Raw genomic sequence first — 19,992 nt, forward strand, 5'->3', positions numbered from 1 at the left:
TATCCCTTACTTACGACGGTCGCGCACAATCATCTTGGAGGTGCGCTTGTTTGTACGGGTCTTGTGGCCCTTGGTCGGCACACCCCAGGGGGTAACCGGATGACGACCACCAGAAGTACGCCCTTCACCACCACCATGCGGATGGTCTACCGGGTTCATCGCCACACCACGTACAGTGGGACGCACACCCCGCCAGCGCTTGGCGCCCGCTTTACCCAGTGAGCGCAAGCTGTGCTCACTGTTGGACACTTCACCCAAGGTAGCCTTGCAGTCGGTATGAACCTTGCGCATTTCGCCGGAGCGTAGACGCAGAGTCACATACTGACCATCCTTCGCAAGCACCTGCGCGGAGGTACCGGCAGAACGAGCGATTTGACCACCCTTGCCAGGCTTCATTTCCACGTTGTGAACCGTGGAACCCAGCGGAATATTACGCAGCGGAAGCGCGTTGCCCACCTTGATCGGCGCATCTTCGCCGGACTGGACACGATCTTCTGCCTTCAGGCCCTTGGGAGCCAGAATATAACGACGCTCACCGTCCAGGTACTTGACCAGGGCAATGTGCGCGGAACGGTTCGGGTCATATTCCAGACGCTCGATAACACCAACCACACCGTCCTTGTTACGACGGAAGTCGATCACACGATACTTCTGCTTGTGACCGCCGCCTTTATGACGGGTGGTGATGCGGCCGTTATTGTTACGACCACCGTTCTTGCTCTTGGCTTCTACCAGAGGCGCGTAGGGAGCACCTTTGTGCAGATCTTCGTTGACCACCTTGACTACAAAGCGGCGGCCCGGAGAAGTCGGCTTGCACTTTACAATCGCCATTATTCCTTACTCCCTTCCTTACTCTGCGCCCAGGAAGTCAATGTCCTGGCCTTCCTCGAGGGAAACATAGGCCTTCTTCCAGTCCGCACGCTTGCCAGCGACGCGACCGAAGAATTTGGACTTGCCTTTCACATTGGCGGTACGAACAGACTTAACCTTCACTTCGAAGAGAGCCTCAACAGCTTTCTTGATTTCCAGCTTGTTCGCATCTTTGGCAACCTTGAATACAAAGGTACCGTTTTCGTCAGCTGCAACTGTCGCTTTTTCGGAAACGTGCGGAGCGCGCAGCACAGTCAGGATACGCTCTTGATTCATGCCAGTGCCTCCTCAAGCTTCTTCAGAGCCGGCACAGTAATCAGCACCTTCTCAAAAGCGATCAGGCTGACAGGATCAACGCCTTGAGCGTCACGCACATCCACCTTCGGCAGATTGCGGGAACCCAGATACAGGTTCTCATCCACGCTGTCAGTCACGATCAGGACGTTGCTCAGCTGCAAGTCTTTCAGCTTGGCAGCAACAGCCTTGGTCTTCGGTGCGTCAACAGTGAACTCGTCAACAACAACCAGACGCTCCTGGCGAACCAGCTCGGACACGATGCACTGCAGCGCGCCACGATACATTTTGCGGTTCACCTTCTGGGAATGGTCACGGTTGGTAGCAGCAAAGGTTTTGCCGCCGCCACGCCAGATCGGGCTACGAATGGTACCAGCACGAGCACGACCAGTGCCCTTCTGACGCCATGGCTTGCGACCACCGCCACTCACTTCCGAACGGTTTTTCTGAGCCTTGGAACCCTGACGGGCACCAGCCAGAAACGCAGTAACAACCTGATGAACCAGAGGCTCGTTAAAGTCCTTGCCGAAGGCGACTTCGGAAACGGTAACGGTACCTCCAGAGGCAGTATTGAGATTCATCCTCTATTCCTCTTTCAGGCCTTCGCCTTCACTGCCAGACGCACGATCACATCACCACCGGTAGCACCGGGGACCGCACCTTTAACCAGCAACAGATTCTTCTCAGCGTCTACGCGAACCACTTCCAAATTTTGGACGGTGACGCGCTCAGCACCCAGATGGCCGGCCATCTTCTTGCCCTTGAATACGCGACCCGGGGTCTGGTTCTGACCAATTGAACCCGGAGCACGATGGGACAAAGAGTTACCGTGGGTGGCGTCCTGGGTACGGAAATTCCAGCGCTTAACGGCACCAGCAAAACCCTTACCCTTGGAGGTGCCAGTCACATCGATCAACTGACCCGCCTCAAAACCTTCTACGGTCACTTCGGAGCCCGGCTGCAGCTCACCTGCCTCAGCACGGAATTCCCAAACGCCACGACCTGCTTCTACACCAGCCTTTGAAAAGTGACCGGCCTGAGCCTTCGTCACACGGCTGGCACGGCGCTCACCCACCGTTACCTGCACGGCCTGATAGCCATCTGATTCTTCGGTCTTGAGCTGAGCAACCCGATTTGGGGTCACTTCGATGACAGTCACGGGAACACTGACACCTTCTTCAGTGAAGACCCGAGTCATGCCACATTTCCGACCGATCACACCAATCGCCATTGTTTACCTCTTCACAACCTGTCGCGGTTATTAGCCCGCCCGTTGTTAACCCAGGCTGATCTGCACATCCACACCAGCAGCCAGATCAAGCTTCATCAGAGCATCCACGGTTTTATCCGTAGGCTCGACGATGTCGACCAGACGCTTGTGAGTGCGGATCTCATACTGATCTCGCGCATCTTTGTTTACGTGCGGAGAGATCAGCACAGTAAAACGCTCTTTACGCGTCGGCAGCGGAATTGGACCCGTTACCTGCGCGCCTGTCCGTTTGGCCGTATCCACGATCTCTTGGGCGGACTGATCAATCAGACGATGATCAAAGGCCTTGAGTCGGATGCGGATTCTTTGGTTAGCCATAGCTAACAAACTCCAGACTGTTTCGAACCATAATTTATATGGCAAAAAGCCCACTAACCCGCCCCAATGGATAGGTAAGTGGTGTCAAAACAAGCCCGGGAACAATGCCCCGGTTGGTTCTGCCCGAAGGCAGGGCGCGAATATTAGTCAGCCAGCGGGGTGATTGCAAGGGGTATTTTGAATTTATCTGTGGATTAGCCACAGGGCGTGCGAGAACACCGCCCAACTAATCCTACCGAGGTGTTACCAAATCACCCATAAGAGCGGATTTTCGTAAAACCTGCCCATGACCTCTTTCCCCGTCTCTCCCAGCGGCGCATTTTTAATTACACAGGCTTGGACGGCCTGATTCCGCGCCACCCCTTGGTGGACATGTGGGCTTTTGGAAGGGATAGATCGATGCTGATTCCTGTGATTATTGCCGGTGGCAATGGTTCCCGGCTGTGGCCGCTCTCGCGGTCCCATTACCCCAAGCAACTGCTGCGCCTCAACGGTGACTACAGCATGCTGCAAAACACCCTGCTGCGCCTGCCCGCCGATTTGCGCGCTGTGCGCCCCATCGTGGTGTGCAATCAGGAGCACCGCTTCCTGGTGGCCGAACAACTGAATGACATCAACGTAGATGCGGATATCCTGCTTGAACCCTGTGGCCGTAACACCGCACCCGCGGTGGCCCTGGCCGCCCTGCAGGCTCGCCAGCGAGAGACCAGCGCGCAAATCTTCATCTGCCCGGCAGACCATGCTATTCGCAACCCGGAGGCCCTCCATAACGGGATCCGGAGGGCATCACTCGCCGCTGAAGAAGGGCTGCTGGTCACCTTTGGCATCAAACCTGATCGCCCGGAAACCGGTTATGGCTATATATGTATGGGCGAACCGCGGGGCGAGCATCACCTGATAGAGCGCTTTGTCGAGAAACCCGATGCCCAGACCGCCCAGCAATTCCTGGATGAGGGCGGCTACCTGTGGAATAGCGGCATGTTCCTGTTTCGCGCCGAACGCTACCTGCAGGAACTGCGCGAGCACCACCCCCAGATGCTGGCCCACTGCACCCATGCCCTGCTCCAGGGGGAAGCGGATCTGGATTTTGTCCGCCTGGATGAGACCAGCTTCTCCCGCTGCGAAGATCTATCCATTGACTACGCCATCATGGAACACACCCGTGATGGAGCGGTAGTACCCGTAGAACTGTGCTGGAACGACCTTGGCTCCTGGCTGTCACTCTGGGACCATCTTGACAAGGATAAGGAAGGTAACCACCTCAAGGGCGACATTATTGCCCACGCCAGTTACAACAATCTGGCCTTGAGTGATCACCGCCTGGTCGCCCTGCTGGGTGTCGACGATTTGATCGTCGTGGATACCCCTGACGCAATTCTCGTTGCCCACAAGAGCCAGGCCCAGGAAGTCAGACGTGTCACCGACACTCTCAAGTCTCGCAAAAGACCAGAAACCGAAGATCACCGGCTGGTGCATCGGCCTTGGGGCAAATACGACTCCGTGGACAAAGGCACCCGTTATCAGGTGAAACACATCACGGTGAAACCCGGTGAGAAGCTGTCGGTACAAATGCACCATCACCGCGCCGAGCACTGGATCGTCGTTTCCGGCACCGCCAAGGTCACCTGTGGCGACAACACTTTCCTGGTCACCGAAAACCAGTCCACTTTCATCCCCATTGGCGAAGTCCATTCGCTTGAGAACCCCGGCCGAATTCCCCTCGAGCTTATCGAGGTGCAATCCGGGACCTATCTTGGCGAAGATGACATTATCCGCATCAGTGACCGCTATCACCGTGAGGACGCCGCCGAAAAAGTGGCGCACCTGCCATGAACGGGGCCTGCTTCAAGGCCTACGACATACGCGGCCGGGTCGGCGAGGAGCTGAATGAAGACCTGGCCTGGCGAATCGGCCGCGCCATGTCTGAACAACTGCGGGCATCACGCATTGTGGTCGGCGCAGACATGCGATTGAGCTCGCCAGGGCTGAGTAACGCTCTCAGTGAGGGCATTCTCAGCACCGGTGCCGACGTCATTGATATTGGCTTGAGCGGCACCGAGGAGGTCTATTTCGCCACCGTTTACCACCAAGCAGATGGAGGGGTGCAGATTACTGCCAGCCACAACCCCGCCGATTACAACGGAATGAAACTGGTACGAGCCGGCGCTCGCCCCATCAGCGGGGACAGCGGCCTGTTCGACATACGAGACCAAGTGCTTGCCAACCGCTTCCCGGATGGACAGCGTCGCGGGCAACGTGTTCGCCAGCCAGACAAAAGGCCCTATATCCGTCACTTACTGCATTTGGTGGACTGCCAACCACTGGATGGCTTCTGCATGGTCAGTAACGCAGGCAATGGCGCTATCGGCCCGGCACTGGACGTACTGATGGAAGAACTGGCTGGCCGCGGTATCCACCCTCTCTTGCATCGCTACCACGACACCCCGGATGGCACCTTCCCGAATGGGGTGCCCAACCCATTGCTGCCAGAGAACCGGGCCGACACCTGCGAGGCAGTGCGCCAGCACGGAGCTCAACTGGGGGTCGCGTTCGATGGCGACTTTGACCGTTGCTTCTTTTTTGACGAGCACGGCGATTTTGTCGAGAGTTACTACATCATTGGCTTGCTCGCCAACGCCCTGCTGGCCGACCAGCCTGGCGGCACCATCATTCATGATCCCCGCCTGACCTGGAGCACCATTGATACCGTGCTTGAGGCCGGTGGTCACCCCATGCAGAGCAAAACAGGACATGCCTTTATTAAAGAGCGCATGCGTCATGACAATGCGCTGTATGGCGGGGAAATGAGTGGCCATCATTATTTCCGGGATTTCTACTACTGCGATTCCGGCATTCTTCCCTGGCTGTACCTGTCCCGACTACTGGCCAGCTCCGGCCAGACCCTCTCAAGCCTGGTACGCGACAAAGCCCACCGCTATCCCGTTTCCGGAGAGATCAACTTCACCGTGGCAGACACCCAGGCCGCCGTAACCCGAATCCGCGAGCAATACCGTCACTCCGCCCTCAGCGAAGACAACACCGATGGTATTAGCCTGGAATTCAGCGACTGGCGCTTCAACGTCCGAGCCTCCAACACCGAACCTCTGATCCGCCTCAATGTAGAAACCCGCTGCAACCCTGAACTCCTGGCCAGCAAGACCCGGGAGCTGAGTAGTCTGCTCGGAGGTGCCGCATGACCCGTCACCTTTCCTGGCTGGCCTCCGTGCTGATGATCCTGCTGCCGGGCACTCCGGCCACCGCCAATGTAGGCCTGAGTCCGATTTATGCCAATGAAGCCAGCAACTGGCCGTTGGAAACCTTTGCCGCAAATGGGCTGTTCCGCCAGATTGCCCGCTATCAACGCGGCCACCCCCAAGCCGTGGTGATTGCTTCCGGTCATTACACACTGGAACGCCTGGCCAGCCAGTTGGATGAACGTGCCCTGAGCCGCAGCGGCACGCAATGGACCCTGCATTTCCCCCTGGTCATTGCGCCGGGCGCCCAGCTCACTCTGGACGGGGCGCGCCTGTATATCGATGGCGAGAACGGCGGCTGTCTGGTCAACCGCGGCACCCTGATCATCTCACATAGCCAGATTGACAGTAGCGGCAACCAGTACAGCGGCTTCATTCATGGCTGGGGTGGCTCCCGCACACAGATTGATCGCAGCACGCTGACCGGTCTGGGGCGGCCAGATTATCGCGCCCACGGCCTCAGCGTGGCCCGTCATCGTTATCAAGGCACCAGTGGAGCCCCCAGTCTGTCCATTCAGCAATCCGAATTCGTGAATCTGTACCGGGGGCTTGAGGCCGAGCCAGGCAGCCACGTTACCCTTACAGAGGTAACGATCAGCCAAAGCCGTGAACAGGGGCTGGTGTTAAGCGGGGCCCACGCCCAACTGACACAGCTTCGGATCGACGGTTCAAACGGGCACGGCATCCGCGCCGAAGGAGAGGGCAAACTCACTCTTGAGGAACTTGTGCTCAGCACAAACAAGGGGGCCGGGTTACTGATAGAGAACTTTCATGGCCCGTTGCAAGGCCGCAACCTGGCCAGCGAGGGAAACCGGGAGTACGGGATACAGATAAAGGGCGGAAGGGATGCCTCTGCTCATCTGGAGGAGCTGGTATTGATCAATAACGGAAGTGACGGCCTGCGACTCGATGGCAGCACCCTGCTCACTGTCAGCGACGCAAAGATAAATGGCAATCACCGTTACGGCATTTCCCTGGATGGACAACAAGACAAGGTGCGGACGAGCCTGACAGCGCTCGAGCTGCACCACAATCGCCTTGCCGCCCTACATACTCTCGGAGAGGGGCATGTTCAGATTGAAGGAACCAGCCTGCGACACCATAGCAATCGCGGGCAGTATCTGGCGGGCAACATCAGCGCTCGCGAGTCACGCTTGCTCCCTCAACTACTACAAGCCCGCCCGGTGGACATACCGTTCACGGATGCTCAACCCAGAGCCCAGTTAGCGAGCCGCCCGTAAACCGAGACCCGAAAGCCTCTGCCTGCTTGTCAGACAGAGGCTGACGCTCGGGAAAACGGTGAGCATAGACTGGCCACCACGCCATCATGTGATCATCGATGGCTTCCTGCTTTTGCGCAAAACGCACGCCCTGCCCGTCTTGCCGCCAAAAATGTACGACTTGGGCAGCCAGCTCATGCAGCACCGCCCCCTTGCCCTCATAGAGATCCAAGCCATTGCGGGAGCCGGACTCGGCCATCAATACCAGTGGCGTCAGGGCAAACGCATGGTACTCCGCCGCTCGCGTGCCTCTGGCGGCCTCGTGAGGCAGCACCACCCCATCCTGATACGGCGTGATTTGCCCGATAGCCAACCAGTAGCCTTGTTCAGCCCACGCCAAGCGGTCCGGCTCATTCAATACCAGGCCAGCCGCCATAACAGCCCAACAAGACCAATAATCATGGTTGTTGTACAAGTCCAGACGCTGACGGCGCGGAGTCGCATAACGTTGCACCCGATCGGCCAATGCAGCCAGCCACTGACGCTGCGCCGGGTCTGGCTGCCAATCGGTGAGAGCTTGCGCCTTCATCATGTTGGTAGCGACGGCGGCAAGAAACCATTTCCGTACGGCTTCGCCCTGTTTGCTGGCCTTGCTGGGCGTCATCGCCCCGGCCTCTGCCCAGGCGGAAATCGCCTGCGAGAAACACTCGCTGGCAGCCTGTCTCAGTGCGGGGTTGCCACTGCGCATATAGTCGGAAATCTGCCCTAAAAAGGCCAGGTACCCGTAGATTTCATCGACCTGCTCGCGGTAACGCTTGGCCGCCTTGGCATCCAGGACATCTTTGCTGGTTCGACTCTGGTCATACTTGCTGTCCATCTGCAGCGCCCCCCGGTACGGTGGAAAACCCGACAGACGGGCCTGACACATCTGTAAGGCTCGCGCGTCTGCCAAGGAAGCGTCCAGGCGCTGGGCATCGAATAACGGTTTCAATTCCGCTTGGGCACAACCGGCCAGCAGTGTCAGCCATACTGCATTCAGTAGTCGCACAGGGTCGCCTCCACGGTCAGGGCCGTCGTTACAGGCTGCTCCAGCTCCAGCAGCACTGACAGCAGGTTCGCGCCTTGAGAGGGAGGATCCAGGCGCAGGGTAAAGCGCCCGCTATCCAGTCTTGCCGGGCGGCGAATACGAATCTTTTCCCGCTGGCCATCGTCGTAATATGCCAGCACATAAAAATGCCGGAACGCGCTGTCGGAAAACATAACATCCAGAGTCAAGCTGCCACTGCCGGCAGTCTGGCGACGCCGCTCACCTGCGTTGGCTAGCACCTCTACTCGCTGATCGCGCTCAGAGACAGGCAGAGTAACCGCACCGGTGGTATAAGCTGAGCGGTTACTGCAGCCCCCTGAGGCAGCAGGCAACACTTCCCGCCAAACCTCCGGTTCTTCAAGATCAAAGTTGACCGGCAGCTCCCAAACCAGATATCGGAACTGCCCCTCCTGATAGGCCGGCGAGTACAAAAACTCCTGCAGGGCACCCATGGCCCCACCCCCGGTCATGGCAAAATTCACTACATCACGGGACAGATACTGCTGCAGAAAACCATGAAAATTGTAGTTCTTGTAACGATCATCCCGGGTATCAGAATTACTGGTACCAATAAGTGCAACTTGTGGCTCGGATGCATCCCCAAAAAGGGCATCAGCACTATCTACCTCATTCTTGGGCACCGTGTTAAAGCCTCGCACCCATTGATAGCTGTAGGCATTTCCACATACGCTTGCCACAGCCACATTCATGGTTCCCATCTTGCGCAGCAGAATCCCTTCCCGGGTTTCAAACATCAGCTCCGGAATTTGCTCAATACCCGGATCCGCCAGCATCACCTGAGCAACCTGATAGGCACTGACATCAGCTCCAGCAGGGGTCCAGTGGTGATCCCGGCGAAAGAAATACTCTCCCCCATCCACTTTTTCCAACACGGGCTCCATGTCCGCAACCATTGCACCCAAATCTCTAAACAGCTCAGCCTTGCGTAGGTAAGACCTGCGTACATCCGTAAGTGGGTAGCGCCCTCGCCACGGCTGCACCAACTGATCCGCATGCATCAATCCACGGGTCGGCTGAAGCATCACAACGAGCTGCAAATCCTTCTCTCTCAAAATCTCGACCAGCTCGCCGAGCTCACCACGAGCCATTGCCGAAACGGGAAAGTCCTCCTGCAAATCAACGTCAGTGCGAAAAAACCAATACGGTTTTCCGGAGACAAGTTGACGCATACCGGACATGGCCCCGTCCTGATATAACTGGGGATCACTCAGGGCATCACACACGAAGGGCGGCTCCAGATAAGCGCCCTTCATCAGCTGCGCCTGCTGACTGTCCCCCTCCGATGGCACCTCGGAAGATTGCGCCCCTCCCCATGAAACCAGCCCCAGCAAGGCCATCAGCCGCCAGGGCCTGGTGACGTTACGGCATAGTGGCCACATTGGCTTCCTCCAGTCGAGCCTCCGGGCCTGACGCTCCTGGCACTACCCAAACGCTGTAAACCCTCCCGCGCTGCAACACCACCTCCTCCAAGGGCAGACTGGTTCCGTCCGTGAGCGCGACGCGCAACGCGACCTTGACGCCATTTATTTCCCTGTCGCCGCTGTCTTCAGCCGCAAGGGGCCCAATCACCGTCACTGATCCGTTTGCGGTTTGTAGCGAGGCGCCCTGGCCGGTCAGGTTGTACATGACCAGTAATGCCTTCAGGCGACTGTTGAAATAAGTGTCTTCATGCAGGCGCATACTCTGACCATCAAAGATCAGCGTTTGCACCGAACGTGACGCAAAAGAGAAATCGAACGACTTCCCATTAATCCGGATTTGAGCCTCACCACCGGGGCGATACAAATAATCCCCCGCTCGACCGGGAGCCAGGGACTGTCGCCACTCATCCAATCCCAGATCAAGTTGGTCGCCGGTCAAGTTTACTACCCGGATAAAGGCCGAATCCGGGGGGGCCGCCATTTCATATAACCCCTCAGCGCCGTCCTGGGCGGCCCAAACCGGCAAATTCCAAAGTAGCAGCAGACTGACTATCCAGACACGCATGCTTATCCCCCTCCACAATCACATCCATTGATTGAATCAGCGCTCGTTCCGGCAACTCCCATAGCACATGGGTAACACGCGGATCTCGAGCAGCCGGACCTTGAAGAAACTCTCGCATTGCTGCAAAGGGCCCCTGGGCCTCCAGGGCATACACCAGTACGTCCTGCCCCATTTCCTCTTTCAGAAAACCGGGAAAGTGCCATTCATCCATGGCGCTGTAGCTGGTTCCCACAAGCGCAACTGCGGGAATCGCATCTCCGAGCAGCGCCTGTTCATCCTGGACACTACTGGACAGGGATGTCTGATAGCGCACCAGGGGCTCATCCCCCTTGGGGCCGACCCCCTTGCTGGTTGGCAAATAACGAAGCAGGTCGCCCTGGAACACTTCCACTTTCGATTCAACAGTGCGAAATTCCTGCCGGCCGGGTAGAGCCATGGTCGCCGCTACACCGCCAGCCACCGCTCTTGCTCCCCAAGGGCTCCAATGCGTATCAGTGCGCATGAAAACAGGCCCGTGGTGAGAGGCTTGCTGAAGCACACTCAAGGTATCCAGCCAGGGGATACCGGCTGCGCTAAGCCGTTGTGTGATACCCGGGTACAGATTGTCCATGTCCAGTACGACTTGCCGGCGAGCCTGATCACTGTATAAGCGCCGTTTGGCTGGCACAGGGATGACAAGCAATTTTTTTCCCAGCGCTCTCAGCTGGCAGGAAGTGGCAACGACCTGATTCAGGTTCGACTTCAGATTCGCTGCACTCCTGGCGTCGTAATAAAACTCTTCCCGGCTAAAAAGCCAGTCATCATTGCCGACTAACACCCCCGGCCGCCCCGAATGAAACAGCACATAGCTGGCATCAGCCCACATCGAGATTGAAGGATCACGCAGTATGAATACCTTATCCACTTGTCGTTCCAAACGGCGTACCAGCTCCCCTTCCCGAAACTGCTCCCAGGCGGTTTTTTCATTGATAAAGAAATCGGCCACAGGCAGCAGCAAGGACAAAAAACCACTGGAAATGACAACGAGGAACAACCACCCATTCACTGTTGACGCCTTTTTCATAGAAATCACGTGGCGGCCCTCCAATCAGAATTGAAAATACAGAAAGGGTGAAAACGACTCAGCCGACAACCTCGTAACTGCCAGAGCAAAGCCTCCCCATAGCAGTGGGACTCGCCAACCGCTGACATCCTGAAAAACGTTTTCCTTGTCGATGCCCAGGTAATAACGTTTGTTGTAAAGCGCACTCACACGGTCCCAAACCAAGGCCACAACACAGAAGAAAAGCGTCATCGGGGAAACCCAAAGAGACAAATTATGCAAGCTCCCGACACCATTGAGGCCAACCAAGCCCCCCATGATCCGGCCCGCATCAGCTAGATTTCCGGTGAGAAACAGGGGCCAAATCAACCACAAATAGGCAAGCGCACGATAATTGCGCCACAAGGAATACGGCGTTGACATACTGGTTACCCAACCGAGACGACGCTCCAGCACCATCATGCCGCCAATGGCTGCCCCCCAGAAAAGAAAGGCTAGATCCGCGCCGTGCCAGAACCCTGCCAGACTCAACGTCGTAAAAGTGGCGGCACCGACACTCCAATGGAGTGTTTTTTTCAGTGGTCTGTAGAGATAGTCCCGCAACCACTGGGAAAGAGTGATATGCCATCGCTGCCAGAACTCCGTGACACTTTGGCAGACAAAGGGCTGATTGAAGTTTTCCTGGAAACGGAACCCCATCATCATTCCCAAGCCTATCGCCATGTCTGAGTATCCGGAGAAATCAAAGTACAACTGCAAAGTCGAGAGAATGACACCGAAAACACTATCAACGAAACCCGGTTCCGGGGCCGCCATCAGGTAACCAGCCACCGGCGCAATACTATCGGCGATCAAAGCCTTTTTGATGAATCCCAGAAGGAAACGACTGGCTCCCAGCGAAAACAACTCCATGGAGTGGCTACGCTTCTCGAACTGTCGCTCCAGATTTCGGTAACGCAGAATCGGACCTGCGATCAGCTGCGGGAAAAAGGAAATAAACGCGGCAAAGTTGATAAAGCTGCGTGTGGGTTTGGCATCGCCTCGATAGACATCCACCAGATAGGCCAGTGCCTGGAAGGTATAGAAAGAAATCCCCAGTGGCAAAATGATGGTTTCCAGGTAAAAGGGGTTTAGTCCCACGGACACCAGGAGCGCACTGATACTTTCTACACCGAAGTTCGTGTACTTGAAGTACCCCAGTGCCGCCAGATCGCCGACGACCCCGACCACCAGCCAGTAAAAACAACGCGGATGATCCCGGAACTTCTCTATCGCCAGGGCAAAGACGTAGTTCCACAGCGTGATTGCCACAAACAACAGCAGAAAATCCGGGCGCCACCAGGCATAAAACAGGTAACTACCCAGCAGAATGGTCCAGTTACGCCAGCGCGCTGGCGTCAGGTAGTACGCCGCCAGAAACAGCGGCAAAAAAAGAAACACGAAAAGGTTGGATGAAAAGACCATTGCTACCACCTCCCTGCGATAACGAACAGGATCTGATGAATCTGTTCCGGCCGTTGGTAGGCCTCCCCCATGTCAAAGATCGAATAACTCAGCCGGGCCGAAAGCTGCATCTGTCGCCGTTCTGACACCGCCAGCGGGAAGGACTGCCAGCCCAACGCCATGTTCGCCACATTCCCCAGGTGCGTTTCCCCCTCTACTAGCGGATTTCTTATCGGGCTATTCACACGCACCGTATCGTTTAGCCGCTGCACCGATCCTGCCAGCACTTCCAGTTCCACACGGGGCCACAACTGTTGCCGGTACCAGGCCGCTGCGTATGCGATGTTTTTCATTTCGTAGTCGAGCAGGTCCCCCAACGGCCCAGTGGAAAGGTCGGCCACCCCTGCGCGACGATTACTCTGCACCCTGCTTTGGAAATAACCATCACTAACCAGATAATCCGGCTCGTCCGTGGTAGCCGCACGTACTCCAAGGGAGGGCCGCCAACTGAGGCGGTCAAGACGACCGAAAAGCTCGCCCTGAATGAGATAGCCCTGAATCCGGTCTTCGCTTTGAATCAGCCCCTGCACAGCATCAATTTCATAGCGAACCAGATCCCCCTCCTGAAACAGGGCATTGACGCTGTAACCCACCGTCGTCGCTTTCCCCCCCTCGCCATGGAGCCTGACGCCAGCCCAGTAACCGGTAAAATCACGTACGTCCAGCAAATCCTCCAACTGCTCAATCTGAGCGCCGGAATCGTCATCCTGATAATGCAGCCGCAGATCCCACCAGTGCCCAGGCATCCACTGTTTGCCCACGCCCGCCAGCACCCGGAAAATATCTTCATCCCGCGGGTCCAGATCTGAATCGTCGGAACGGAATGTCGTGAACTGCTGCCCCGCCACAAGATGAGCTCGCCAGTGAGTGGACTGGTAATCCAGGTTCAGGCTTTCCAGCGGCAGGTCCCAGATCACGCCCTCTTCATCTTTGTAGGTCTGACGCCCCAATGCCAACGACATGGAAGGTTGGCCAAACAGCATGCGGCGACGAATCCAGGCGTCACGCAATTCTGCATAGTGCTCATCCTCGCGGATACGGCCATTATCATCTGTCTGAAGACTGCTTGGCTGTCCTGCGGCCACCAACAGCTTGCCTCGCACCTCGGCGTCCCAGCGGTGCCACTCTGTCTCACCGCTTCGCCAGTGGTAACGTGGCTCGTAGCGAAACACACTATTGGTCTCGTTATTGCCATCCACAAAACGCTGACGAAAGTCCGGAGACTCTCCGGCACTTAGATACAGCCTCTGGTCATACTCATGACGCGGCAGTGGCTCCACACCTATCACCGTTACCGGCAATAATGTGCCCCATAGCACGCACAAGAGTCCGCTACAGCGTTGAAGCAACATGGAATTGCTCCTCCAACCAATGCTGGCGTTTGGCAATCAATCGAGCCGCAGCCTGCTGCCCTGCCGGCATTAACCCATCGGGAAGGGGCAGACTCTCTTCACTTTCCTGCCGGGCAGTTCGCGGCAGGAGAATCTTGCTGGCTTCCTTGTGGGCAAACGCTTTTACAGGATCTCTGGCCATACCCCGGCCAGATGAATACAGCCTGGCCAGCGCGGCATCTCCCTGTGCCAGCCCCGCCTCTGCCGCTAACTGATAAAACCTGACGGCTCGTTCCATGTCAGCCTCCCCCAGATAACCACTTTCGTAGAGCTCCGCCAGCGGCAAGTAAGCCCTGGACATTCCCCCTGCAACCAGCATTAAAAGATCTCTCTCTGCCCGCTGCGGCCTTAGCTCAAACCATTCCGCTTTGAGGTCCCCTTGCGCACGGAAATACAACGCAGAGGCATTATCTAATGACTGAAGTTCTTCAACGGCCAGAGAAAACTCGGCAAAAGAATATACGGCGGGCCAAGTCAGCATGTACTGAAGCTGCTCGACCAGCGCCAGCGGCTCGCCCTTTTCTGCTGCACGTTGTAACCAGCGCATTACCGTTGGATCATGTTCAGCTGTCGTCGCGTTTGCCTTGATAAGGGTTGCAACGCGAAGGCAATAGGCTCCATCAAGCGATACATCGCCTTCCATGTCCCCTACCATTTCGGTAAAACGTTCCGGGCTGCCAGCCTGCCAGAACATATCCTGTAGATATTCAACGGCACGAGGGTCATCGTGCAGCTCTTGTTGATACCAGGCTGCTGCTTCTTCGATATCTCCTCGAATCTGTGCATAGCGACCGGCGTATGTCCCGAAATAACATTCCTGAACACAGCTTCGACGATACAGTGCAAGCCACTGCTGCCACTGCTGTGCCGTAAGGGCTTGTGGGTAGAGCACTGCGATATCCAAAGCAAGACTCAAATCCTGTTCTGTTTCCCTTGGGCGAAGCGGTCGTAACAACTCACGGGCACGCGCCTCCCCAAAAGCCAAACTTCCCTGGTAGCGCTTATATAGACGCAGGCTGGCGGGGCCGGCACGGTAATCCTGCTGCTCCCAGGCGCGCCGGTACCACACCATGGCCTCCGCCGGGTCACTGCCCTGGTCAGCGGCAATCAATTTGGCGTATTCGATCTGCGCTGCCGGGTCGCCGGCCTCCGCCAGCCCCTTAAGCTGCTTCCTGGCTTGCTCGGTGTTCCCCAGGGAGAGCTGATAACGGGCATGACGGGTGTCCGCCGGAAGCTGGCAGCCAGCCAGCTGAACCGCCAGCAGCGCAGCGATCAGAGCACGGGCAGCCATGCGGGATGCACCATAACGCTGACGGGCTGATGCTGAGCACTTAGTGGCAGGCTACGCTGCGGCTGAATCTCCATGCGCAGCTTGCCCGACGCTTCATCTCTGACCAGCTCGACCACCTCTGCGGCGGTTTCTTTCTTGCCGTCCAGATACTGGATAGTAACGGCCTCATCAGCGCGCCCGGGCAAGCGCTCAGCGGACAGGTCAAACAGTGCCACCACTCGGGCAGGGGCGTCTTTTTCCACCAGTCGCATGAGAGGGGATTCGTCGTGAAGATACTCGCCATCGGCAACCATCTGTTCGGCAATCGTGCAGTCACAGGGGCTGTTCAGCGTCACTTCGAAGACCGCAGCATCCAGCAAGCCTTTGACCTGTTTGGTATCCAGCGAATCCAGCAAAACACCATTGTTCAGCCGTGCCACCAAACGTGACGAGATCGTCATCAATGGCTGGCCTTTCTCAACGGACTCAGCCCCTTCCGGGATCAGCATCTGAACATAGCCATTCTCCGGCATGATCAGCATCTTGCCTGGCAGACTGATCCAGGCGTCTGCCGCCTTGATCACGAAGGCATGCTGGTAGAGTTTGTGAGCGACAAACACAAACGCCAACAAACCCAGGACAAAGAACACACCGCTGATCAACACCGCCTTGCAACGCTCGACAAGGCTGCGCGCCGGCGCCACCTGCTTCCCTTTTCGCGCCGTCACATAATTTTCGCGCTTCATGTTGTCAATCACGTCATCCAGCGAGGTCAATTCACCCGCCAGATAATTGCTGATCAACAACCGCAACAAGTCCGCGTTTTCCTGGTCGATAACGGTAAACTCGCCACCCGTACGCTTGCTGCTGTCATCCTGGTAGATGATGCGAAAACTGATCGGCATGGACAGGTTGGCACGCCCAAGTCGAAACACCACTTCACCATGGCACAACGACCCCGGCGACAGATCTACCTGCCCTGCAATAAACGACAAACCGCCCATCGACACATCTTCCAGGGAAAAAATGCCTTTCACCGGGCTCTGCAGCCGCAACCTCAGGTTCCCGTTGAGCCGCACTCTGACGTGCTGGCGCTCCTCCTGGGATTCGTGAACCTGGCGAATCTGTTTTTCTTCCATGACCCTTCCCTCCAAATCCTTCCACACGGCCCTGTCCCCTTCAGGCCCTGCTCTCGCTTACCCCATCACAATCAGGTACATAACGCAGATAAAGATTGCAGCGCTCGACATCAACATGGTTTTGGAACTGATACGGCTGAGCATCATGTCAAACCCGCCGCTTTGCGTAGCCAGCCGTGTTTTCTGGCGAGTCCAGCTCTGCCGGTCCAGATGAAACAGGGCAAAAATCTTTACCATCGATCCCACCACCTGGTTGTAATAAAGCAGCACAGGATAGAGCGGCCCAACCGGGTGATAGGTCACATTCAACAGCGCCGCCACCAGGGTGCGAGACAGGGCGATCCAGAACACATACACAAACAACAGCTGACCGTTATCCAGCAACCCCATCAACAAGGCGGCGGTCAGACCAATCAGGCACGTCCACATGCTGATACGCTGGTCATACAGCACAAAGCAGGTAAACCATCCCAGACGTCGCCACCCCAGCCGCGTTGCGCGCAAATTCTGTCGCAATGAATTGCCATACCAGCGAAACATCAACTGCAGCGTTGCAGGCACAAAGCGATGATGCGGCGGGTGCTCTACCGTCAAGGTGTGGGCATCGGGTACATAGAAGGTGTCCCAGCCCAGCGTCATCAGTGAATTCCAGCTGGATTTGTCATCACCGGTGAGGAACCGGAACCGGCCCAGCCGCCAGTGATCCAGATAATCTGACTCCACATCCGCAATAAACTCTGGCGCGGTCAGCACTGCCGCCCGGAAAAAGGACATCCGCCCGGTCATGGTCAGCACCCGCCGCGACAAAGCCATGGAGCACATATTCAAGTGTCGCTGGGCGAACCGCATGGTGTGCCAATCGCGCATCACCCGACTGCCCCGGACCACGCATTGCTCGTTAGTGGTCAGGCCGCCCAGGTTCGGCATCAAGCCGAAGAACACCACTGAGTCCCTGACGCAATCCGGTACCAACATGGTGTCGCCATCAATAACCCCGACGACCGCATCACGGTCTGGCATACAGCGGCTTACCGCACGGAACGCCATGGCCAGCCCATCACGCTTGCCCGTGCCACGCGCCCGGCAAATGATCAACTTGCTGAGCTGGTCTGGATCGAACTGCCGATGGCACTGGCGAATAAGACGTTCGTCACCTCGCTCGACGATGGAGACCACCACCGTCGCAGGCACCCCGCAATTCACGGCCTCGCGGAATACGCTCGCATAGACGTTCCAGGTCGTATCTGCCGGTATGCGGAAACTGGTTACCACCAGATAGACATGGCTCGGCAAATAACGCCCAGGATCTTCATCCACTCGACGACGCAGGGCAGGAAACGCCACCTGCATGAACCAGATCCCGCGGACCAGGTGCATGGCCCCCATGGAATACCGCCACAGCCCGATGGCACCGATAATCAGAATGAACTTCTTGTCGCTGCTATCCAGATACGCCGGTTCGATCAGCAATGCCAGCGCCATCACCACGGTGATCCACAGTAGCCACTCCGTGAACGTCTTCATCGGCAACTTACCAGCAGATGCCCTGACGATCGCCCATGGATACACCAGGCAAATATCCGCACAGGTCGATCAACAGCCGTCCACTGTTTACGCCATCCGCAACCTGCTGGAATTCCGACGTTGAATGGCCCACCACCACCACCTCACTCACCTTGACCAGAGCATCGATGTCATCATTCAGACAATGGAAGACCGGGCCATAACTTTCCCATAGCTGGGCCGCAACCGGGCTGTGCTTGCTCGCGTGCAAGACGTTGCTGTCATAGACGGACAGAGTGAAGCCCTCTTCCAGCAAGCGGGCGGCCAACGTGACCAGGGGACTCTCGCGAAGATCATCGGTGCCCGGCTTGAAACTCAATCCCAGCATGCCGATTTTCTTCATGCCCGATTGGCGGATCATGGCCATGGCCCGCTCCACCTGGTTGTCATTACTGGTCGCCAACGATCGCAACAGAGGCGATGGGAGCGCCACCTTGTCGCACCAGGCATTCAGCGCCCGGACATCCTTTGGAAGACAGGACCCCCCGTAGGCAAACCCGGGTTTCATGTAATAACTGGACAGGTTGAGCTTGTTATCCATGCACACCACATCCATCACCCGCCGCCCATCAACCGACGCCTGCTTGGCGATATTGCCGATTTCATTGGCGAAGGAGACTTTGGTGGCATGCCAGGAGTTACAGGCATACTTGACCAGCTCAGCTTCTTCCAGTGCCAGACGGACAACCGGTGCATCAATGCCTTCGTACACGGTCGCCAGTGCATCGGAAGAGGCGTCATTGATTCCACCAATGACAGTCATGGGCGGGCTGAAAAAATCCTTGATCGCGGTGGACTCACGAAGGAACTCCGGATTGACCGCCAGCAGAAAGTGCTCTCCGGCCTTTTTGCCCGAGGCCTGCTCAAGAATGGGCAACAGCTCCCCGCGCACCAGCCCGGGCAGCACCGTGCTGCGAATCACCACCAGGTGCACATCATCTTTGTCACGTAGCGATTGCCCAATCTCTTCACACACCGCTTTCAGATAACGCGTATTCAGGTTACCGGTCTCGTCGCTCGGCGTGCCCACACAGACAAACGAAATCCGGGAATCACGCACGGCAGTGGCACAGTCAGTGGTCGCGGTGATGCGGCCTTCTGCCACCCCCTTCGCCAGGTAATCACCCAGTTCGTCTTCAACAATGGGAGACTCGCCCCGGCGAACCTGAGCGACTTTGGCTTCACTGACATCCACACCGATAACGGTATGGCCCTTGTTGGCAAAGCAGGCGGTGCAGACTGCGCCAACATAGCCCAGCCCAAAGACAGAAATCGTGGACATTCCCTTATCCCCAGTAGTTGAACAACGTTCCCGTTAAGCGGCGAGATACACACTCGAACCGTGAGGACTATCTAACGCCTGAGATTTAAAAATGTGTAGAGGGGTAACACCAAAAGGGAACGCTCTTACTAGCAGTTTTTTCGGCAGGGCATTCTTCGGGGACAGGTTAAAAGCCGCGTCAACTAGCCGCAGGTATGATCTCAAACGGATTTTTCACCAGAGGAGAACGGGTTGTCAGCAAGCCTGTCGATCGGTAGCCAATATGGCGCCATCGCTTTTGCAGATAAAGAAGAAAGGGGTCATCGCTGGCGGGTATAGCCCCGTCGCCACAGGGTACGAATAGCGAGCGAGAGAAATATCCCCTCGAAACGGTGGACAAACAACACCCGTTACCTGCGTGTGACTCAACCCAAAAGTCAGACATAAAAAAAGGGCCGCCGAAGCGACCCCTTTTTCTGATTCCGGGTAACGAATTACTCGGT

At 56.8% G+C, this 19,992-nt stretch carries 19 protein-coding genes; 3 read left to right on the forward strand and 16 right to left on the reverse strand.

Features of this window, described 5'->3' with window-relative positions; translation table 11 throughout:
- Nucleotides 1-6: 6 nt before the first annotated feature.
- Genes rplB through rpsJ form a run of 5 tightly spaced genes read right to left on the reverse strand, consistent with a single transcriptional unit; the run spans nucleotide 7 to nucleotide 2,752 of the window.
- A complete protein-coding gene (gene rplB, locus Q672_RS31340) occupies nucleotides 7-831 on the reverse strand; it encodes a 50S ribosomal protein L2 (protein ID WP_022986493.1) in 825 nt (274 codons plus the stop codon).
- 18 nt (nucleotides 832-849) lie between these two features.
- Nucleotides 850-1,146, reverse strand: a complete 297-nt coding sequence (rplW, locus tag Q672_RS31345) for a 50S ribosomal protein L23 (protein ID WP_022986494.1) — start codon at nucleotides 1,144-1,146, stop codon at nucleotides 850-852.
- Entirely contained in the window at nucleotides 1,143-1,745 is a 603-nt protein-coding gene (rplD, locus tag Q672_RS31350) for a 50S ribosomal protein L4 (protein ID WP_022986495.1), read from the reverse strand. Before rplD ends, rplW begins: the two co-directional genes overlap by 4 nt.
- Nucleotides 1,746-1,759: 14 nt before the next feature.
- A complete protein-coding gene (rplC, locus tag Q672_RS31355; protein ID WP_022986496.1) occupies nucleotides 1,760-2,395 on the reverse strand; it encodes a 50S ribosomal protein L3 in 636 nt (211 codons plus the stop codon).
- Nucleotides 2,396-2,440: 45 nt separating this feature from the next.
- The gene (gene rpsJ, locus Q672_RS31360; protein ID WP_022986497.1) at nucleotides 2,441-2,752 is read right to left on the reverse strand and encodes a 30S ribosomal protein S10; all 312 of its coding nucleotides are present in this window, start codon (nucleotides 2,750-2,752) and stop codon (nucleotides 2,441-2,443) included.
- 399 nt (nucleotides 2,753-3,151) lie between these two features.
- Here rpsJ and Q672_RS31365 point away from each other — a divergent pair, with 399 nt between their 5' ends.
- The 3 genes from Q672_RS31365 to Q672_RS31375 are packed head-to-tail and all read left to right on the forward strand — an operon-like array spanning nucleotide 3,152 to nucleotide 7,247.
- Nucleotides 3,152-4,585, forward strand: coding sequence for a mannose-1-phosphate guanylyltransferase/mannose-6-phosphate isomerase (locus Q672_RS31365; RefSeq protein ID WP_022986498.1), 1,434 nt, complete (start codon nucleotides 3,152-3,154; stop codon nucleotides 4,583-4,585).
- Entirely contained in the window at nucleotides 4,582-5,949 is a 1,368-nt protein-coding gene (locus Q672_RS31370) for a phosphomannomutase/phosphoglucomutase (RefSeq protein ID WP_022986499.1), read from the forward strand. Before Q672_RS31365 ends, Q672_RS31370 begins: the two co-directional genes overlap by 4 nt.
- Nucleotides 5,946-7,247, forward strand: a complete 1,302-nt coding sequence (locus tag Q672_RS31375; protein ID WP_022986500.1) for a right-handed parallel beta-helix repeat-containing protein — start codon at nucleotides 5,946-5,948, stop codon at nucleotides 7,245-7,247. The genes Q672_RS31370 and Q672_RS31375 overlap by 4 nt, the downstream gene beginning before the upstream one ends.
- Here Q672_RS31375 and Q672_RS31380 read toward each other — a convergent pair.
- The 11 genes from Q672_RS31380 to Q672_RS34355 form a co-directional block, all read right to left on the reverse strand.
- Entirely contained in the window at nucleotides 7,204-8,274 is a 1,071-nt protein-coding gene (locus tag Q672_RS31380; protein ID WP_022986501.1) for a polysaccharide lyase, read from the reverse strand. The genes Q672_RS31375 and Q672_RS31380 overlap by 44 nt on opposite strands.
- Nucleotides 8,262-9,713, reverse strand: coding sequence for an alginate O-acetyltransferase AlgX-related protein (locus tag Q672_RS31385; RefSeq protein ID WP_233552506.1), 1,452 nt, complete (start codon nucleotides 9,711-9,713; stop codon nucleotides 8,262-8,264). The genes Q672_RS31380 and Q672_RS31385 overlap by 13 nt, the downstream gene beginning before the upstream one ends.
- Complete coding sequence (locus tag Q672_RS31390; RefSeq protein WP_031226968.1) at nucleotides 9,694-10,320, reverse strand: alginate O-acetyltransferase AlgF; 627 nt, start codon at nucleotides 10,318-10,320, stop codon at nucleotides 9,694-9,696. Before Q672_RS31390 ends, Q672_RS31385 begins: the two co-directional genes overlap by 20 nt.
- The gene (locus Q672_RS31395; RefSeq protein ID WP_022986504.1) at nucleotides 10,250-11,365 is read right to left on the reverse strand and encodes an alginate O-acetyltransferase AlgX-related protein; all 1,116 of its coding nucleotides are present in this window, start codon (nucleotides 11,363-11,365) and stop codon (nucleotides 10,250-10,252) included. The genes Q672_RS31390 and Q672_RS31395 overlap by 71 nt, the downstream gene beginning before the upstream one ends.
- A gap of 42 nt (nucleotides 11,366-11,407) precedes the next feature.
- Nucleotides 11,408-12,826, reverse strand: a complete 1,419-nt coding sequence (locus Q672_RS31400; protein ID WP_022986505.1) for an MBOAT family O-acyltransferase — start codon at nucleotides 12,824-12,826, stop codon at nucleotides 11,408-11,410.
- 2 nt (nucleotides 12,827-12,828) lie between these two features.
- Complete coding sequence (locus tag Q672_RS31405; protein WP_031226972.1) at nucleotides 12,829-14,217, reverse strand: alginate export family protein; 1,389 nt, start codon at nucleotides 14,215-14,217, stop codon at nucleotides 12,829-12,831.
- Nucleotides 14,198-15,547: a tetratricopeptide repeat protein gene (locus Q672_RS31410; RefSeq protein WP_022986507.1), complete on the reverse strand. Its 1,350-nt coding sequence runs from the start codon at nucleotides 15,545-15,547 to the stop codon at nucleotides 14,198-14,200. The genes Q672_RS31405 and Q672_RS31410 overlap by 20 nt, the downstream gene beginning before the upstream one ends.
- Nucleotides 15,529-16,665, reverse strand: coding sequence for a PilZ domain-containing protein (locus Q672_RS31415; protein ID WP_022986508.1), 1,137 nt, complete (start codon nucleotides 16,663-16,665; stop codon nucleotides 15,529-15,531). The genes Q672_RS31410 and Q672_RS31415 overlap by 19 nt, the downstream gene beginning before the upstream one ends.
- 57 nt (nucleotides 16,666-16,722) lie before the next feature.
- Nucleotides 16,723-18,189 carry a glycosyltransferase gene (locus Q672_RS31420; RefSeq protein ID WP_022986509.1) on the reverse strand — a complete coding sequence of 489 codons (1,467 nt, stop codon included), beginning with the start codon at nucleotides 18,187-18,189 and terminating at the stop codon, nucleotides 16,723-16,725.
- A gap of 7 nt (nucleotides 18,190-18,196) precedes the next feature.
- Nucleotides 18,197-19,510: a nucleotide sugar dehydrogenase gene (locus tag Q672_RS31425; RefSeq protein ID WP_022986510.1), complete on the reverse strand. Its 1,314-nt coding sequence runs from the start codon at nucleotides 19,508-19,510 to the stop codon at nucleotides 18,197-18,199.
- Nucleotides 19,511-19,744: 234 nt separating this feature from the next.
- On the reverse strand, nucleotides 19,745-19,992 hold a 248-nt coding region (locus Q672_RS34355; protein WP_235047211.1), incomplete at its 5' end, for a hypothetical protein.

It is taken from the genome of Alcanivorax sp. P2S70, from assembly GCF_000475295.1.
Classification (GTDB): Bacteria; Pseudomonadota; Gammaproteobacteria; order Pseudomonadales; family Alcanivoracaceae; genus Alcanivorax; species Alcanivorax profundi.

Coding starts and splice junctions, on each gene's coding strand:
- rplB (WP_022986493.1), bottom strand. CDS start 831: ATGGCGATTGTAAAGTGCAAGCCGACTTCTCCGGGCCGCCGCTTTGTA.
- rplW (WP_022986494.1), bottom strand. CDS start 1,146: ATGAATCAAGAGCGTATCCTGACTGTGCTGCGCGCTCCGCACGTTTCC.
- rplD (WP_022986495.1), bottom strand. CDS start 1,745: ATGAATCTCAATACTGCCTCTGGAGGTACCGTTACCGTTTCCGAAGTC.
- rplC (WP_022986496.1), bottom strand. CDS start 2,395: ATGGCGATTGGTGTGATCGGTCGGAAATGTGGCATGACTCGGGTCTTC.
- rpsJ (WP_022986497.1), bottom strand. CDS start 2,752: ATGGCTAACCAAAGAATCCGCATCCGACTCAAGGCCTTTGATCATCGT.
- Q672_RS31365 (WP_022986498.1), top strand. CDS start 3,152: ATGCTGATTCCTGTGATTATTGCCGGTGGCAATGGTTCCCGGCTGTGG.
- Q672_RS31370 (WP_022986499.1), top strand. CDS start 4,582: ATGAACGGGGCCTGCTTCAAGGCCTACGACATACGCGGCCGGGTCGGC.
- Q672_RS31375 (WP_022986500.1), top strand. CDS start 5,946: ATGACCCGTCACCTTTCCTGGCTGGCCTCCGTGCTGATGATCCTGCTG.
- Q672_RS31385 (WP_233552506.1), bottom strand. CDS start 9,713: ATGTGGCCACTATGCCGTAACGTCACCAGGCCCTGGCGGCTGATGGCC.
- Q672_RS31390 (WP_031226968.1), bottom strand. CDS start 10,320: ATGCGTGTCTGGATAGTCAGTCTGCTGCTACTTTGGAATTTGCCGGTT.
- Q672_RS31400 (WP_022986505.1), bottom strand. CDS start 12,826: ATGGTCTTTTCATCCAACCTTTTCGTGTTTCTTTTTTTGCCGCTGTTT.
- Q672_RS31405 (WP_031226972.1), bottom strand. CDS start 14,217: ATGTTGCTTCAACGCTGTAGCGGACTCTTGTGCGTGCTATGGGGCACA.
- Q672_RS31410 (WP_022986507.1), bottom strand. CDS start 15,547: ATGGCTGCCCGTGCTCTGATCGCTGCGCTGCTGGCGGTTCAGCTGGCT.
- Q672_RS31415 (WP_022986508.1), bottom strand. CDS start 16,665: ATGGAAGAAAAACAGATTCGCCAGGTTCACGAATCCCAGGAGGAGCGC.
- Q672_RS31420 (WP_022986509.1), bottom strand. CDS start 18,189: ATGAAGACGTTCACGGAGTGGCTACTGTGGATCACCGTGGTGATGGCG.
- Q672_RS31425 (WP_022986510.1), bottom strand. CDS start 19,510: ATGTCCACGATTTCTGTCTTTGGGCTGGGCTATGTTGGCGCAGTCTGC.